Source organism: Candidatus Eisenbacteria bacterium (assembly GCA_013140805.1).
Lineage (GTDB): Bacteria > Eisenbacteria > RBG-16-71-46 > RBG-16-71-46 > RBG-16-71-46 > JABFRW01.
In genome coordinates, this window is record JABFRW010000020.1 from 12,446 (window position 1) to 28,820 (window position 16,375).

The window sequence follows — 16,375 nt, forward strand, 5'->3', positions numbered from 1 at the left end:
CGACCGGATCGGAGTGACGCAATGAGCGGTGAGCATCCGACGCCCTCCGAAGCAGTCCTGAGAGTCCAGCGTGGCGACGCGACCGAATCGAAGCTGGTCGAGTATCGCGTTCCGGTCGAGCCCGGCATGGTCGTGCTCGACGCGATTCACTGGATTCAGGCGCACCGCGCTCCCGATCTGGCGGTGCGATGGAACTGCAAGGCTGCGAAGTGTGGCTCCTGCAGCGCCGAGGTGAACGGCAGGCCGGCGCTGATGTGCAAGAGCCGCATGGACCACTTCAAGCCGGATGCGCCGATCGAAGTGCGACCCATGAAGACGTTTCCGATCATCAAGGATCTGGTCACGGACGTGTCGTGGAACTACGAGGTCAACAAGCGCATTGCGCCGTTTCAGCCGCGCGCCGGCGCCGAGTGGCGCTGGAAGCAGTCGGACGTCGACCGGGCGCAGGAGTTCCGCAAGTGCATCGAGTGCTTCCTGTGCCAGGACGTGTGTCACGTCCTGCGGCAGCACGAGATGAAGCACCAGTTCGCGGGTCCGCGCTTCTTCGTCCGCATCGCGGGACTCGAGATGCATCCGATCGACGCGGGCGACCGCATCGGCCATCTGCGCGACCACGCCGGGCTGGGACTGTGCAACATCACCAAGTGCTGTTCGGACGTGTGTCCCGAGGGGATCCACATCACCGACAATGCGATCATTCCGCTCAAGGAGCGTGTGGTGGATCGCCACTATGATCCGCTTCGCTGGGTGTGGGATCGCATCCGCGGCGTTCCGGCCGCAGGAGCCTGAACATGGCGACGCCCGCGCAGTGCGTCCGCTGCCACGGTCACGAGATCGCCGCGGCGACTCTCGAGGGTGCCGCGCTCGGGATCGTGACCGAAGCGGGGGCACGCAGTGCGGTCGACGCACGGGTGTGCCTCGCGTGCGGCGCGGTCATGCTCACCGCGCGCGAACCTGGAAAGCTGCGTTCGGCCAAGAGCGCGGGCGAACCGATTCAGGAGTACGACTTCTAGTCGCGGTTCGCGAGCGCCGGGACTCCGGCCTGCGCCCACTTGCGGGCATCGCCGAATCGGAAGTCGAAGTGCCACACGTCCAGCTCCAGGGTGTCGCCGATCGCTTCGAACGCGCGTCGGGCGTCCTCACGGTGTCCCGTCTGCCACGCGAACAGCGCGAGCGCGCTCATCGGCTGGGTGGAGCCCGGGCAGCGACGGTGCCACGCATCCGCTCCGCGTCGCGTGCGTTCCCACGACAGCTGCGGATGCTCGCGGAACAGGTTCAAGGCGAATCGATCCTGGTCGACCAACATGCGCACGTACATTTCGTCGCCGATCGAATCCGGGAGTTGCGACGCGCAGCTCTCGGCGAACCGTTCCCACTCCCCGGGTTGGCCGAACCAGCGCGGCATGAGGTGCCCGGCCATGCCGATGTGAAACCGCTCGTCTTCGGGAAAGCGATCGAACGCGATCCGATAGGTCTCGCGATACGCCGGGTCATCGCCGAGGCCGTGCTGGGTCTTCATCAGCGCGCGGTACCACTCGGCCTCGTCACGCGCCGCGGGAGCGCAGCTCAGGAGCAGCTGACGTGCTTCGTCGAGATCGTGCTCGAAGCTCTGCGCGCGTGCCTCGGAGACCGAGGATGCCCATCCGCCACCGCGCGCCGCCCAGGCGCGGCCGATGAGCGCGTGGGCGAGGGCGACGCGCGCCGTGATCGAGCCCGGTCGCGTGTCCACCCACTCGCGCAGGCGCTCCAGGTGCAGCAGCCACGCATCCGGATCCCTCATTCGCTCCTGCGGCAGTCGGCCGAACGTCTCCTCGTAGAATGCGCCGAGTTTCGCGACCCCGCTCGGAAAGCACTCGCGGCTCGAGCGCAGCTCGGCGGCCTTCGCTTCGAGCGCGTCGAATGCTCGCAACTCGAGACGCGCTCGAAACGGCGCGACGTACTTCGTGCGCCACACGGACTCGGCGCGCCGGAATTCGCCGGTGGCGAGCGAGCGCACCGCCCATTGCGACAGGTAGGGAAGCCCGACGATCGCGATCAACGCCAGCAGCAATACGGCGAGCAGGAACTTTTGCAGGGTGCGACCCATGCCTACTCCTTTCGGGACGGGGGCAAGTCCCGTGGGTTTTCGGCGAGAAGCGGCGCGGGCTGAACTCCGCTCGCTCGCCCCGCCGCCCTGTGCTAGCGTGCGCTTCCGTGCCTCGCGTGCATGGATCGAACCTCGTCGCCGTTCTGGGCGCTGACCCGCCCGGGGCGGCGCGTCGCTTTGCGGGGTTGAGCCACACGGTTCGCGGCATGGCACACCCGATGGGCGGGTGACGCCGGACCAGGAGCGGGTCGGGGCCAGGATGCGCCGCTGACCGGATCGCGGACCCTCCGCGAGAGGGATGGGAGACGAGAGCCATGGCCAAGATGGTGGTGGTGACCGGTGGCGTCGTGTCGTCGCTCGGCAAGGGGATTGCCGCGGCTTCGCTCGGGCTGTTGCTGAAGAGTCGGGGACTACGCGTGACGCTTCAGAAGCTCGATCCCTACCTGAACATCGATCCGGGCACCATGAGCCCGTTCCAGCACGGCGAGGTCTACGTCACCGACGACGGAGCGGAAACCGATCTCGACCTCGGGCACTACGAACGCTTCACCGGAGTCTCGGTCACGCGCAGCCACAACGTCACCGCCGGACAGGTCTACGACTCGATTCTTTCCAAGGAGCGGCGCGGCGACTACCTGGGACGCACCGTGCAGGTGATTCCGCACGTGACCGACGAGATCAAGCGCCGCATTCACTCGCTGAGCCTTGCCTCCGAGGCCGACGTCCACATCGTCGAGATCGGCGGCACGGTCGGCGACATCGAATCGCTGCCGTTTCTGGAGGCGGTTCGCCAGCTCAAGCTCGAGCATCGGCGCGACGTGCTGTTCGTGCACGTGACGTTGGTGCCGTTCATCAAGGCGGCGGGCGAGGTCAAGACCAAGCCGACTCAGCACAGCGTGAAGGAGCTGCGCGAGATCGGCATCCAGCCCGACATCCTGCTGTGCCGCAGCGAAGCACCGCTGCCGACCGAGGTGCGCAACAAGATCGCGCTGTTCTGCAATGTGCCCGAGGAAGCCGTGATTGCGGCGACCGACGTGAGCTCGATCTACGAGGTGCCCGGCGTCTTCCACGAAGGCGGACTCGACGATCTGGTGGTGCGCGAGCTCGGCATCGAGGCGGGGGACACCGAACTCAAGGCGTGGAACGCGTTCGTGACCCGCGTCACGCAGCCGACGCGCCAGTGCACGATCGGCATCGTCGGCAAGTACACGCACGTGCGCGACGCCTACAAGAGCATCATGGAGTCGTTCATCCATGCAGGCGCGGCGCATCAGGCGCGCGTCGAACTGCGCTGGATCGAAGGTGAGGACCTGGAGCGCGAGGGGGCGGCCGCACAGCTCGCGGAGCTCGACGGGGTGCTGGTCCCCGGAGGCTTCGGTGAGCGCGGGATCGAGGGCAAAGTGCTGGCGGCGCGATTCGCCCGCGAGCGCGGCATTCCGTACTTCGGACTGTGTCTGGGCATGCAGGTCGCGACGATCGAATTTGCGCGCTCGGTGGCCGGATGGCCGGAAGCGAACTCCAGCGAGTTCGATCACGGTGCGTCGCACAAGGTGATCGATCTGTTGAGCGAGCAGACCGGCGTGACCGAGAAGGGTGGCACCATGCGGCTCGGCTCGTATCGTTGCGCGCTCAAGCCCGGCAGCCTCGCGGCGCGCGCTTACGGTAAGACCGAAGTCGAGGAGCGTCACCGTCACCGCTACGAGTTCAACAACAAGTACGCGACCCAGCTGCAGTCGCGCGGGCTGGTGCTGTCGGGCAAGTGCGTGGGTCGCGAACTGGTCGAGATCGTCGAGCTGCCGGACCACCCGTGGTTCCTGGCCGTTCAGTTCCACCCCGAACTCAAGTCGCGCCCGCACGATCCGCACCCGCTGTTCGTCGACTTCGTGCGCGCGGCGCTGGAACGCCGCCTGGCGCGACTCGGCCACAACGATTTCCAGCCTCACCATGATCCGCGCGTGTCCGATGAGGAACACGACGAGCTGCCGAGCCGTGCGACGCGTCGGGGCGCGGGGTCGGAAGCATGAAGCGTTTCTCGATCGGCGCTGCCGAGGCGGGTTCCGAGCGGCTGCTGATCGTCGCCGGCCCGTGCGTGATCGAGAATGCCGAAATGTGCTTCGAAGTCGCCTCGCACCTGCGGCGAGCATGCGAGGCGCGCGGGCTGCCGTTCGTCTTCAAGGCGTCGTATCGCAAGGCGAACCGCTCGAGCGTCCGATCGTTCGAGGGTCCGCCTCCGGCCGAGGCGCTCGCGATCCTCGCTCGGGTCAAGCGCGAAGTCGGTGTTCCGATCCTCACCGACGTCCATGACGAATCCGAGATCGCCGCCGCCGCCGAGGTCGCCGACGTGCTGCAGATTCCGGCGTTCCTGTCGCGTCAAACTTCGCTGTTGCAGGCGGCGGCGCGCAGCGGTCGCGCGGTCAACGTGAAGAAGGGTCAGTTCCTCGCGCCGTCCGACATGCAGCAGGTGATCGAAAAGCTGACCGCAGGCGGCTGCGAGCGCATCCTGCTGACCGAACGCGGTACGACGTTCGGATACGGTGACCTGGTCGTGGACATGCGCGGCCTGGTGGTGATGCGCGGCTTCGGCTGGCCGGTGCTCTACGACGCGACGCACAGCCTTCAGCGACCGGGCGGCGAAACCAGCGGGGGTCGGCGCGAGTTCGCATTCCCATTGATGCGTGCCGCGGTCGGATGCGGCGTCGAGGGGGTGTTCTTCGAAGCGCATCCCGAGCCGGCACGCGCGCTCTCCGATTCCGCGACCCAGCTGCCGCTCGCGGAGACCGAGCGCTTCCTCGACGAAGCATGCCGCATGCACGAAGCGGCGCGCGAGCGCGCCCATGCCTGAGCGTCGCGCTCCGAGCGGCCGTGCAGGCGACCTGCGCTATGCGGCGCCGGTGGACGGACCGGTGCGCGTGCTGTTCCTGGACGTCGACGGAACGATGACCGACGGGTTGATCACCATGCGCGCCGACGGGGATGCCCGGAACTTCTGGGTGCGCGACGGACTGGCGCTCGAGTGGGCGCGCGACTCGGGATTGCTCCCGATCGTGATCTCGGGCCGCGCGTCGCTGGCGGTCGAGGCGCGGATGCGTGATCTCAAACTCGAGTGCTACCTCGGGATAAAGGACAAGGTCGCGGTGGCCGAGAAGGTGCTCGCCCGGGAGAAGGCGCGCTGGATCGAGTGTGCGATGGTCGGCGACGACCTGCCGGACGTCCCGATGCTGAAGCGTGTCGGCTGGCCGATCGCGGTCGCGGACGCCGCACCGCAGGTGATCGAGTTCGCGCGCGACGTCACGCTGGCCCGCGCCGGATTCGGCGCCGTTCGCGAGGCGGTCGAGATGCTGCTTCAGCACAACGGGCGCTGGGACGACGTGCTCAGGCGCTACGAGGTCATCGAGTGAGCGAGCGCCTGCTCGAGCTGGCGCGCGAAGTGGTGCGGATCGAGTCCGCCGCGGTCGCGGGGCTCGAGGCGCGGCTCGGCGACGAGTTCCTGGCCGCCGTCGAGCTGCTCGCGAGTTGTCAGGGCAAGGTGATCGTCTCGGGAGTCGGCAAGTCGGGGCTGATGTCGCACAAGCTCGCGGCAACCTTGACCAGCACCGGCACACCCGCCGTTTTCCTGCATCCCACCGACGCGTTGCACGGCGACGCCGGACTCTTCATGCGCGGCGATGCGGCATTGTTCCTCTCGAAGAGCGGGGCGAGCGAGGAGTTGTTGGCGCTGTTGCCCTATCTCGAGCGTCACGACATTCCGCTCGTCAGCATCGTGACGGAGCCGCGCTCGGCGCTCGCGAAACGCAGCCGCGTGGCGCTCGTGACCGGGCCGGTGCGCGAGGCGTGTCCGATGGACCTGACGCCCACCACCAGCATCACGCTCGCTCAGGTGATGGGCGACTGCCTCGCGGTCGCGCTGCTCGAGCGCCGGGGCTTCAAGCCCGAGGACTTCCGCTTCCTGCATCCGGGCGGCGTGATCGGTCGCGCGGCCGCACGTCGAGTGAGCGAGCTGATGCACGGGGGCGACGAGCTGCCGAAGGTCGCCGAGTCGGCGGGCCTTCGAGACGTGATGCTCGAGATCATGGACAAGCGTCTCGGCGTCTCGACGGTGCTCGACTCCTCCGGCCGGCTGGCGGGGCTCGTGAGCGACGGCGACTTCAAGCGCATCCTGGTGCAGCACCGCGATCCGTGGGGGCTGCGTGCGATCGACGTCATGACGCGCACCCCGAGCACCATCGCGCCGGAGGCCCTGGTGGCCGCCGCGGTCCGCGCCATGGAGGAACGTCCGCAGGGCCCGATCACCGCGCTGGTGGTCGTCGACGAGGAGCGTCGTCCGGTCGGCGTGCTGCACCTGCACGACTGCCTGCGAGCCGGCGCCTAGTTTCGCGCGTACGTGCCGGCCCCTGCTCCGAGCCTCGACACGTCGTCCAACCATCGACAGGCGTGATTCGCGAGCGTCAAGTCCGCGTGGCTCAGGCCGATAACCATGGAACGAATTGATGGCACACCGTGTGCTTGCCGGTGCCTGAGTCGTCTGTTAGCGTGCGATCGTCGCGCAAGAAGAGGATCTCGATGCCTCGTCAGGACCGGCCCTTCCAAGCTCGTGCACCGCGTTTCCCGTGGTTTGGGATCGCGTGTCTGGCCGTGCTCGGGCTGACGCTGCTGGCGGGCTGCGGGCACGAACGCACGGCCCGAACCGGCGCCGCCTCGGCCGAGCTTCCCGACCAGGAAGTGAGCGACTTCTCGGTCGACGAGACCGACGCCGGCGCGATCCAGTGGAAGCTCTACGCCCAGAGCGCTGCAATCTACAACGCACGTGCGCTGATCGCGGGACGCGTGGTGCGTGTCGACTTCTTCGGCCGCGACGGCAAGCGCACCTCGACGCTGACCGCCGACGAAGGCGAACTGCATCAGGTCGCTCACGACATGATCGCCCGCGGTCACGTGGTCATGCAGACCACCGAGGGCACGCGCATGACGACCGAGGAGCTGCGATTCGACAACGACTCGCAGAAGATCTTCTCGGACCGTTTCGTGCGGATCGAACGGCGCGGCAACGTGCTCACCGGCTACGGATTCGAGAGCGATCCGAACCTCGAGCACTACGAGTTCAAGCGCGAGGTCAAGGCGGTGGTCCGGACTCAGTCGGGCGGCGGCATCAGTGAGGGGCCGCGATGAGCGCGGGACCCGCGATCGCGCCGTCGTCAGCCGACGCACCCGTCCGCGCGCCGCTCGGCAGCGGTCTGGTGGCCGAGAATCTCGAGCGCTACTACGGCAAGTGGCGGGTGGTGGACGACGTGTCGATCCACGTGCGACCCGGTGAGGTGGTCGGGCTGCTGGGGCCGAACGGCGCCGGCAAGACGACCTCGTTCTACATGATCGTCGGATTGTTGCGACCGACGCGCGGTCGCATCCTGCTCGACGATCGCGACATCACCGACGCACCGGTCTACCAGCGCGCCCGCATGGGGCTCGGCTACCTGGCGCAGGAGCCCAGCATCTTTCGGCGGCTGAGCGTGCGCGACAACGTGCTCGCGGTGCTCGAGACCATGAAGATGAGCCGCGCGGACCGCGAGGCGCGCCTCGCGACGCTCCTCGACGACCTCAATCTGACGCACCTGTCCGACCGGCATGCTCACAAGTTGTCGGGAGGCGAGCGGCGCCGCGTCGAGATCACACGCGCGCTGGCCCGCCAGCCGCAGTTCATGCTGCTCGACGAACCATTCGTCGGCATCGATCCGATCGCGGTGGCCGAGATCCAGGACGTCGTCAAGCGGTTACGCGAGCGCGGACTCGGGGTACTGATCACCGATCACAACGTGCGCGAGACGCTGCGCATCACCGATCGCGCCTACATCATGTACGAGGGTCGCATCCTGCTGCAGGGATCGGCCGAAGAGCTTGCGAACGATCCACGGGCTCGTCAGATCTACCTCGGCGAGCGGTTCTCGCTGTGAATCGGAGTACGTCATCATGGAAATGAAGCACTCCCTCCAGTTGTCGCAACGGCCGGCGCTGATCATGACCCAGCGCCTGCAGCAGGCGCTCAAGCTCCTGCAGGTGCCGACTCTGGAGCTCCAGCAGATCCTCAAGCAGGAAATCATGCAGAACCCCATGCTCGAAGAGGTCGACGAAGTGACCGAGAGCGAGGACAACGCAGCCGAAGATTCGAACGACGAGAAGGACAACGAGGAAGCCGGCGATCCGAACGAGGAAGACCAGGTCGACTGGACGGAATACATGCAGGACGGCTCGTTCGACCGCACCTACGTGCCGCCGTCCGAGTCGAATCCGGAGTTTCTCGAGAAGGTTCAGGTCACCCGGACCTCGCTGGCCGAGAGCCTGCTCGAGCAGTTGAGCTTCCTGAGCCTCAAGCCCGAACAGATCCTGATCGCCGAATTCATCGTCGGCTCGCTCGACGACCGTGGCTATCTCATGGCGATCCCCGAAGACATTGCGACCGCGACCGGCCGCACCGTCGTCGAAGTCGAATCGGTCCTCCAGGTGATCCAGGCGCTGGAGCCCGCCGGGGTGGGGGCGCGCGACCTGCGCGAGTGCCTGCTGATCCAGCTCGAGACGCGCAGCGACAAGGGCACGCTGACCTGGCAGCTCATCCACGACCAGTTCGACAACCTCGTGAACCGCCGGTTTCCCGAGATCTCACGCCAGCTCAAGGTGTCGGTCGAGGAGGTGCAGACGGCGGCCGACGCGGTGGCGACCCTCAATCCGCGTCCGGGCCTCCAGGTTTCGGATGACGATCCGCGCTACGTGGTGCCGGACCTGCTGGTCGAGCGTGTCGACGAGGAATACGTGGTGCTGCTCAACGACCGCAACGTCCCGCGCCTTCGGATCTCCTCCGCCTACGAGAGTGTGCTGCGCGACAAGAAGTCCGCGCCGCGTGATTCGGAGGGCGCCAAGACCCGCGAGTACATTCAGACCAAGCTCAATTCCGCGCGGTGGCTGATCCAGACCATCGAACAGCGCCGTCGCACCATGATCAAAGTGATGAACTGCATCATCCGCGAGCAGCGCGAGTTCTTCGACAAGGGCATCGCGTTCCTGCGTCCGCTCACGCTGCAGCAGGTGGCGCGCCAGATCGACATGCACGAGTCCACCGTGAGCCGGGTGTGCAGCGGCAAGTACGTGCAGACGCCCCGCGGCGTCTTCGAGTTGAAGTTCTTCTTCTCGAGTGGCCTCGAAACCGAGGACGGAGAAGATGTCTCGGCGCGAACCGCCAAGGACATCATCAAGACGCTCATCGACGAGGAGGACAAGAAGGACCCGCTTTCCGATCAGCGCATCGCCGAGCTGCTGCACGAGAAAGGGCTCAAGATCGCGCGTCGGACCGTGGCCAAGTACCGTGAGCAGCTGAGCATCCTGCCGGCGCGTTTTCGGCGCCGCGTGGCCTGAGCCCGATGCCGACCCGGCCGCAGCTTTCGGAGGTTCCGCCATGCATGTCACGACCACCGCACGCCACTTCACACTCGAATCGCCCGAGCGCTCCCACGCACAGGAGCGCCTCGACCGCCTCACGAAGTTTCTGGTGTGGGGCCGCAACCGGGTTCAGAGCGACGAATTGCACCTGATTGTCACGGCCGAAAAGCACGGCTACACCGCCGAGGTGACGTTGAGGGTCGGGCGTCGCGAACTGGTGAGCCGCGAGCAGGCCGACGAAGCACGGGTCGCGATCGATCTGGCGGCATCCAAGCTCGAGGAACGGCTGCGACGCTTGAAGGACCGCGCCGTGGACCATCGGCGTACCGAGCACGTGCGCATCGCCGACGAACCGAGCGACGGTGCACGCCCGGATGCCGAGGAGCCGTTCGACTGGCTCGACGGCCAACCGGCGGAGGATTGAGGTCTCGTGGATAGCGTCAGCGCGGCACGACTGTTCGAGGATCAGCGTCAGGAACTGCAGCTCGAGGTGCTCACCGAGTCGCTCGCCTCGAACGCCGAGATCACCGTCAGCGACATCCATCGCCCCGGCATGGCGCTCATGGGCTTCGTCGAGAACTTCCTGCCCGAGCGCATCCAGATCCTCGCGCAGACCGAGATGACGTATCTCGCGACACTCGATCCCGCCGGCGTCCGTGCCGCGATCGATCGCCTGTTCCACTTCGACATGCCGCTGATCGTGGTGTGCAAGGGCCTCGAGGTGCCGCCGTACCTGCTTCAACGCGCGAATGCGCGCCAGGTGCCGGTGTACCGGACGCCGCAGAGCACCACGCCGTTCATCCACTCGCTGACCGGCTACCTCGATCACATGTTCGCGGTCTCGATGACCGTGCACGGATCCCTGGTCGACGTATACGGCTGTGGACTGATGTTCACCGGCCGCAGCTCGATCGGAAAGTCCGAGACCGCGCTCGACCTGGTGGAGCGCGGGCATCGACTGGTGGCGGACGACGTGGTGACGATCACCAAGCGGCACGGCGACGTTCTGATCGGTACCGGCAATCAGCTGCTTCGCCATCACATGGAGATTCGAGGGCTCGGCATCATCGACGTGCAGGCGATCTTCGGGATCCGATCGATCCGCCTGCAGAAGCGCGTCGAGGTCGAGGTCAACCTGCGCGAATGGTCCGCCGAGGAGGAGTACGATCGCCTGGGGCTCGACGAGCGCAAGACCCGATACCTGGGCGTGGACATTCCGCTGGTGCAGATCCCGATCACGCCCGGCAAGAACATCACGGTCATCGCCGAAGTGATCGCGCTCAACTATCTCGTGAAGGTCACCGGCGGCTACTCGCCGGCGGAGCGACTCAATCAGCACCTGATCGAGCTGATGAAGCGCAAGAGCGCCGCCAAGGCGCTGGTGCGGGAGGACACGGAATGAGCCGCGTTCCCGCAATTCTGGTCATGCACGAAGGGCTCGCCGCGGCGCTGCTGGCGGCGGCCTCGCGACTCTATGGTCCGGTCGATGACATCGAGGCGCTCTCGAACGGCGGTCTGTCGCGCGATGGCCTCGAGTCGCTGATCGAGAGCCGGGTGGGTTCGTGGCGCGAGGGTGGCCTGGTGCTGACCGACGTGTGGGGTGGTTCGTGCCACGTGTGCGGAGCGCTGGCGGCGCGCGGTCACGGCGACATCGTGGTGGTGACCGGCGTCAACCTTCCGACCTTCGTGGACTTCCTGCACAACCGGGATCAGCTGCCGGTGCAGGAATTGGCGGATCGGCTGGTGCGAAAGGGGCAGGAGAGCATCCGCCTGCAGCGCGGCCCTCATCCATGAGCTGGGCGTTGGTGCGCATCGACGACCGGCTCATCCACGGCCAGGTCGTCGTGGCGTGGGGCAGCCGCATGCAGCCGCGTCGCATCTGGGTCGCCGACGATGCAGCGGCCGCGGACGCCTGGGAGCGTGAACTGCTCGCCGGAACCGCACCGGGCGTCGAGGTGCGGGTGGTGAGCATTGCCGAAGTCGCCGCCGCCTGGGAGACCGAGGCCGCCGCGCCCGAACCCGCCTTCCTGCTGGTGCGGGACCTCGCTGCGGCGCTCGCGCTGGTGCGGGCCGGCGCGCCGGTGCGAACCATGAACATCGGCGGGCTGCACTATGCGCCCGGCAAGACCAAGGTTCACGAGTCCGTGTATCTCGACGAGCACGATCGCCTTCAGGCGCGTGCGCTGCTCGGCGCCGGGATCCGACTCGACGTGCAGGACGTTCCGGCGGCTCGACCCGAGTCGCTCGTCCATCTCGATCCATCGCTCGGCGGAGCCACACCGCCGTGATCGCCCCGATCGGTCCGACACTGGTACTCGGCGGCGTCGCCGCGGTCGACGCCACGCCGGTCGCTCAGACGCTGCTCTCGCAGCCGCTCGTCACCGCGACGCTGATCGGCTGGTGGTGGGGTGATCTGCACACCGCGCTGATGGTCGGCATGGTGCTGCAGGTGCTCGCGACCAGCACGCTTCCGGTCGGCGCACGCACTCCCGAGGACTACGCGACCGGGGGAGTCGTGGGTGCGGGGCTCGCGGTGCTGCTGGCGTCCGAGCAGCCGTTTCTTGTCACGCGCGATGCGTGCGCCGTGATCGGGGTGCTGTCGGGCCTGATCGTCGCGGTGCTCGGGGTGCCGATCATCAAGTGGCAGCGGCGCCACAATGAAGGACTCGCGCACTGGTGCGAAGACGCGGTGCGCGCCGGGCGTGCGGGCGCGCTCGCGCAGGCGCATGGTGCCGCGGTGGTGCTCGCGTTTGCGATCGGCGCCAGCTTCTGCGCGGTCGCGATCGGCCTCGGCGCATTCGCGACACGGGGACTCGTCGCACACGAGTCGATCCGACTGGCGCGCGCGTGGGCGCTCGCCGAACCGGTGTGGCTCGGGCTCGGAATCGCCCAGGTGCTGCATGCGTTCCTGCAGCGGCGGCTGGTGCGAGGCGCGCTGTTCGGCGCCGCACTGCTCGCCACCTGGCTCTATCTCATGGTCGGCACCGGCTGACATGGCGAAACTGACCGCGTTCGACCTCGGCCGCAGCTCGTGGCGCACGCATCTGCTGCAGGCGCTTTGGAACTACGAGCGCCAGCAGGGCATCGGCTGGGCGTTCGCGATCGAGCCGCTGCTCGAACGACTGATTCCGGATGCCTCGGAACGTCGCGCGCGGCTCGCCGAGCACACGGCGTACTTCAATACGCAGCCGACGCTCGCGTCGCTGGCGGTCGGTGCGGTTGCGGCACTCGAGGAGCGGCGTGCAGCCGGAGAGCCGGTCGATGCCGATGCGGTCGCGCGAACCAAGGCGGTGCTCGGTTCGGCACTGGCGGCGGTGGGCGACCGCTTCTTCTGGTTCACGCTGCGCCCGTTCGCCGGGCTGCTCGGCATCGCGCTCGCCGCCGGTGGCAGCCGTTACGGCGCGCTCGCGCTGTGGCTCGCCTACAACGCGTTTCACCTGCCGCTGAGGCACGCCGGGGTCGGGATCGGCTACCGTGAAGGTCCCGCCGTGCTGGGGGGCACGCTGCGCGCTCGGATCGAAAGCGTGATGCGCAATCTCTCGCTCGCCGGCTGCGCGCTCGCGGGTGTGGTGGTGGCGCTGCTGCTGGCGCCCGGCGGCAATCCACGCCCGGCGCCGTGGCAGGCGGCACTACTCGGCGGCATGATGTTCGGACTTCTGGCGGCACTTCGCTCGCGCCCGTCGCCCACCCAGTGGGCGCTCGGGCTCGGAGCGCTGTGCCTGATCGTGGGGTGGCGGCTGTGACCGAGGCCGACGTACTGGTGCTCAATGAGTCGGGGCTGCACGTGCGAACCTGCGGTGTGTTCGTGCAGACGGCCGGCAAGTTTCGATGCGAAGTGTTCGTGAGGCACGGCGATACCGAGGTCAACGGTAAGAGCATCCTGGGCTTGATCGGCCTCGCGGCCGAGAACGGAGCGGTGCTGCACATTCGAGCGCAGGGGCCCGACGAGGTCGAGGCGGTCGCGGCGCTCAAGCAGCTCGTCGACAGTCGATTCGGGGGCATGGCGTGAAGATCGTGGGTATCGCCGCTTCGCCGGGCCTCGCCGTGGGGCCGATCGTGGTGATGCAGAGCGAAGAGTTCGCGATCCGCGAGTTCCCGATCCGCGCGGAGCGCGTCGACGAGGAACTCGCGCTGTTCGAGCGCGCGCTGGGACTCGCACGCCGCGATCTCGAGCAGATCCGGGACGGCATCGCAGCGGAGCTCGGCGAGGCGGAGGCCGCGATCTACGCTGCGCATCTCATGATCCTCGAGGATCCGGAGCTGCGCCGTGCGATCGAGAACGGGATCCGCACGCAGCTTCGCAACGCCGGAGTGGTGTTCCGCGACTACATGGGCGCGGTGGCGACGCGGCTGCAGAGCGTCGAGGACGAGTACCTGCGCGAGCGGCACGCCGACATTCTCGACGTCGAGCGTCGAGTGCTGCGCTATCTGGTCGGCGGTGGGCAGCGCGGTCCACTGGCGCTCACCGAGCCCGCGATCGTGATCGCTCACGATGTCGGTCCCAGCGACGTGGCGCTACTCGACCGCAAGCGCGTGCTGGGCCTCGTCACCGAGGTCGGCGGGCGCACCTCGCACAGCGCGATCGTGGCGCGCGGGCGCGGAATCCCGGCGGTGGTCGGAGCGCGCGGAGCGGTGCAGCACGCGCGCACCTCCCAGATCGGCGTGGTCGACGGAGATCGCGGCGTCGTCGATCTGCAGCCCGACGCCGCGGAGCTGGCGGAGTATCGCGCGCGCCGGGTCGAGTTCGAACGCACCGGTCGCGCATTGCGAGAGCTGTGCGAACTGCCGGCGGTGACGCTCGACGGCAAGCGCATCGAGCTCGGCGCGAACATCGAATTGCCGGGCGACGTCGAGAACGTCGCCGAGGCGGGCGCCGACGGCATCGGGCTGTTCCGCACCGAGTTCTTCTATCTGGACCGTGCGTCTCTGCCGAGCGAGGAGGAACAGTTCCGGGCCTATCGCTCGGTGGCCGAGCGACTCGCCCCGCGGCCGGTGATCTTCCGCACCATGGACCTGGGCGGCGACAAAGTCGCCTCGTACCTGGGTACGACGCACGAAACCAATCCGTTTCTCGGCTACCGCGGCATCCGCTTCGCTCTCCACCATCCCGAGATCTTCCGCGCTCAGATCCGCGCGATCTACCGGGCGAGCGCGTTCGGCCGTGCACGGCTCATGTTTCCGATGATCTCGAACCTCGAGGAGCTGCGCCGCGCGACCGCGCTGTGTCACGAGGTCGCGGACGAGCTGCGCAGCACGGGAGTGGCGTTCGACGAGCAGCTCGAAGTCGGAATGATGGTGGAGACGCCGAGCGCGGTGTGGGTGGCCGATCACCTGGCGCGGGAGTCGGCATTCTTCTCGATCGGGACCAACGACCTCACGCAGTACACGCTCGCCATGGACCGTGACAACGAACGCCTCGCGCATCTGTACCAGCCGCTGCATCCGGCGGTGTTGCGCAGCATTCGCCACACCGTCCAATGCGCGCTGGCGGCGGGGCGCTGGGCCGGGGTGTGCGGCGAGATGGCCGGCGACCCGCTCACCGCAGTGCTGCTGATCGGTATCGGGGTCGAAGAGCTGAGCGTTTCGTGTTTCGACCTGCCGCGCGTCAAGGCGGCGATCCGTCGCGTCTCGCTCGCCGGCGCGCGCGAACTCGCCGACCGTGCGCTCGAACTGGGATCGGGCGAACAGGTCGCCGAGTTGTTGAAGGCATGGGGCGCGCAACACCTGCCGGTGCTCGACACCGTGGATCGGAGCGCGTCGTGATTGCGCTCGAGCCACCCTACGAGCGTCGCGATCCGAGCGGCATGACGGCGCGGATCGAGACGATTCCCGATCAGATCGAAGCGCAGCTCGCGCGGCTCGACGGTTTCCAGTGGCGGCTGCCGAGTGCACCACGGCTGATCGCCGCGGGCGCGATGGGTGGCTCGGCGATCGCCGCGGATCTCTGTGCATCGCTTTATTCCGACCGACTGCCCGCGCCGCTGCTCGCCGTTCGTGACTACCGCTGGCCCGCCTGGGCCGGCCGCGGAGCGCTCGCGCTGCTGAGTTCGTACTCGGGCAACACCGAGGAGACGCTTGCACTCTACGATCACGCCGGCTCGCTGGGGCTCGATCGAGTCGCCATGAGCACCGGCGGAACGCTCGCCGAATCCTGCCGTCGCGATGGAGTCTCGTGTGCACCGCTGCCGCCAGGTTCGCCGCCGCGCGCCGCGATGTACGCCGCATGGGTGACGCTCACCCACCTGCTCGCGGCACTCGGCTGGGTCGACGATCCCGGTGCGGCCTGGCGAGAGGCCGCAGGCGCGGTGCGCGAACTGAACGGAATCCTGGGCTCTGCGGTGCCCGAAGCGCGCAATCCCGCCAAGCAGCTCGCGCGACGGCTGGCCGGCCGACCGCTCTACATCTACGCCGCAGCCGGCCCGACCGAACCGATCGCGGCGCGCTGGCGACAGCAGTTCAACGAAAATGCTAAGGTCCCCGGCCATTCGGCGGTGGTGCCCGAGCTCAACCACAATGAAATTGTGGGTTGGGAACGGGCGCGCGAGGACGCAACTCCCGCGGCGGTGTTGCTGCTCGAGGATTCCGAGCTGGCCCCCGCAGTGGCGAGACGGCTCTCGCTCACCGGCGAATACGTCGAGCGGCAAGGTGCCGAGGTGATTCACCTCGCGCCTCCGGCGGCGGGGCGTGTGGCACGGCTCGCATGGCTCGCAGCGTATGGCGACTACGTGAGTCTGTATCTGGCCCTGCTGCGTGGAGTGGATCCCACTTCGATCGACAGCATCGACGAGTTCAAACAGCGTCTCGGTACCGCCTCGGGACGCTCCTAGCACGATCCGGTTCGCGCCGCTCGTGGCGCGCCGCGCCAAT

19 protein-coding genes are annotated in these 16,375 nt (G+C 67.7%); 18 read left to right on the top strand and 1 reads right to left on the bottom strand.

Annotation, left to right across the window (positions count from 1 at the left end; genetic code table 11):
- Positions 1–21: 21 nt before the first annotated feature.
- On the top strand, positions 22–789 hold the full coding sequence (locus HOP12_01855) for a succinate dehydrogenase/fumarate reductase iron-sulfur subunit (protein NOT32894.1): 768 nt from the start codon (positions 22–24) through the stop codon (positions 787–789).
- 2 nt (positions 790–791) lie between these two features.
- The gene (locus HOP12_01860) at positions 792–1,013 is read left to right on the top strand and encodes a hypothetical protein (protein ID NOT32895.1); all 222 of its coding nucleotides are present in this window, start codon (positions 792–794) and stop codon (positions 1,011–1,013) included.
- Here the strand turns inward: HOP12_01860 and HOP12_01865 are convergent.
- The gene (locus HOP12_01865; protein ID NOT32896.1) at positions 1,010–2,086 is read right to left on the bottom strand and encodes a DUF4034 domain-containing protein; all 1,077 of its coding nucleotides are present in this window, start codon (positions 2,084–2,086) and stop codon (positions 1,010–1,012) included. The genes HOP12_01860 and HOP12_01865 overlap by 4 nt on opposite strands.
- 314 nt (positions 2,087–2,400) lie before the next feature.
- Between HOP12_01865 and HOP12_01870 the strand changes: the two genes are divergently transcribed.
- From HOP12_01870 to HOP12_01945, 16 genes are all read left to right on the top strand, one after another.
- Complete coding sequence (locus tag HOP12_01870; GenBank protein ID NOT32897.1) at positions 2,401–4,110, top strand: CTP synthase; 1,710 nt, start codon at positions 2,401–2,403, stop codon at positions 4,108–4,110.
- A complete protein-coding gene (gene kdsA, locus HOP12_01875; GenBank protein NOT32898.1) occupies positions 4,107–4,928 on the top strand; it encodes a 3-deoxy-8-phosphooctulonate synthase in 822 nt (273 codons plus the stop codon). Before HOP12_01870 ends, kdsA begins: the two co-directional genes overlap by 4 nt.
- Entirely contained in the window at positions 4,921–5,484 is a 564-nt protein-coding gene (locus HOP12_01880) for an HAD hydrolase family protein (GenBank protein ID NOT32899.1), read from the top strand. The genes kdsA and HOP12_01880 overlap by 8 nt, the downstream gene beginning before the upstream one ends.
- An 8-nt stretch (positions 5,485–5,492) precedes the next feature.
- Entirely contained in the window at positions 5,493–6,455 is a 963-nt protein-coding gene (locus HOP12_01885) for a KpsF/GutQ family sugar-phosphate isomerase (GenBank protein ID NOT32900.1), read from the top strand.
- A 191-nt stretch (positions 6,456–6,646) separates the two neighbouring features.
- Positions 6,647–7,252, top strand: a complete 606-nt coding sequence (lptC, locus tag HOP12_01890; protein NOT32901.1) for an LPS export ABC transporter periplasmic protein LptC — start codon at positions 6,647–6,649, stop codon at positions 7,250–7,252.
- Positions 7,249–8,031, top strand: a complete 783-nt coding sequence (gene lptB, locus HOP12_01895) for an LPS export ABC transporter ATP-binding protein (protein ID NOT32902.1) — start codon at positions 7,249–7,251, stop codon at positions 8,029–8,031. The genes lptC and lptB overlap by 4 nt, the downstream gene beginning before the upstream one ends.
- Before the next feature lie 22 nt (positions 8,032–8,053).
- Positions 8,054–9,484 (top strand): RNA polymerase factor sigma-54, encoded by a 1,431-nt coding sequence (gene rpoN, locus HOP12_01900; protein ID NOT32903.1) that lies wholly within the window; start codon positions 8,054–8,056, stop codon positions 9,482–9,484.
- A gap of 40 nt (positions 9,485–9,524) precedes the next feature.
- Positions 9,525–9,932, top strand: coding sequence for a ribosome-associated translation inhibitor RaiA (raiA, locus tag HOP12_01905; protein NOT32904.1), 408 nt, complete (start codon positions 9,525–9,527; stop codon positions 9,930–9,932).
- A 6-nt stretch (positions 9,933–9,938) separates the two neighbouring features.
- Positions 9,939–10,910, top strand: coding sequence for an HPr kinase/phosphorylase (locus HOP12_01910; protein ID NOT32905.1), 972 nt, complete (start codon positions 9,939–9,941; stop codon positions 10,908–10,910).
- Complete coding sequence (locus HOP12_01915) at positions 10,907–11,302, top strand: hypothetical protein (protein NOT32906.1); 396 nt, start codon at positions 10,907–10,909, stop codon at positions 11,300–11,302. The genes HOP12_01910 and HOP12_01915 overlap by 4 nt, the downstream gene beginning before the upstream one ends.
- Positions 11,299–11,796 carry a PTS transporter subunit IIB gene (locus HOP12_01920; protein ID NOT32907.1) on the top strand — a complete coding sequence of 166 codons (498 nt, stop codon included), beginning with the start codon at positions 11,299–11,301 and terminating at the stop codon, positions 11,794–11,796. The genes HOP12_01915 and HOP12_01920 overlap by 4 nt, the downstream gene beginning before the upstream one ends.
- On the top strand, positions 11,793–12,500 hold the full coding sequence (locus HOP12_01925) for a hypothetical protein (GenBank protein ID NOT32908.1): 708 nt from the start codon (positions 11,793–11,795) through the stop codon (positions 12,498–12,500). The genes HOP12_01920 and HOP12_01925 overlap by 4 nt, the downstream gene beginning before the upstream one ends.
- Before the next feature lies 1 nt (position 12,501).
- A complete protein-coding gene (locus HOP12_01930) occupies positions 12,502–13,251 on the top strand; it encodes a PTS mannose/fructose/sorbose transporter family subunit IID (GenBank protein NOT32909.1) in 750 nt (249 codons plus the stop codon).
- A complete protein-coding gene (locus HOP12_01935) occupies positions 13,248–13,517 on the top strand; it encodes an HPr family phosphocarrier protein (GenBank protein NOT32910.1) in 270 nt (89 codons plus the stop codon). The genes HOP12_01930 and HOP12_01935 overlap by 4 nt, the downstream gene beginning before the upstream one ends.
- Entirely contained in the window at positions 13,514–15,271 is a 1,758-nt protein-coding gene (gene ptsP / locus HOP12_01940) for a phosphoenolpyruvate--protein phosphotransferase (GenBank protein ID NOT32911.1), read from the top strand. The genes HOP12_01935 and ptsP overlap by 4 nt, the downstream gene beginning before the upstream one ends.
- Entirely contained in the window at positions 15,268–16,335 is a 1,068-nt protein-coding gene (locus HOP12_01945) for a bifunctional phosphoglucose/phosphomannose isomerase (GenBank protein ID NOT32912.1), read from the top strand. Before ptsP ends, HOP12_01945 begins: the two co-directional genes overlap by 4 nt.
- The last annotated feature ends 40 nt before the right edge of the window (positions 16,336–16,375 follow it).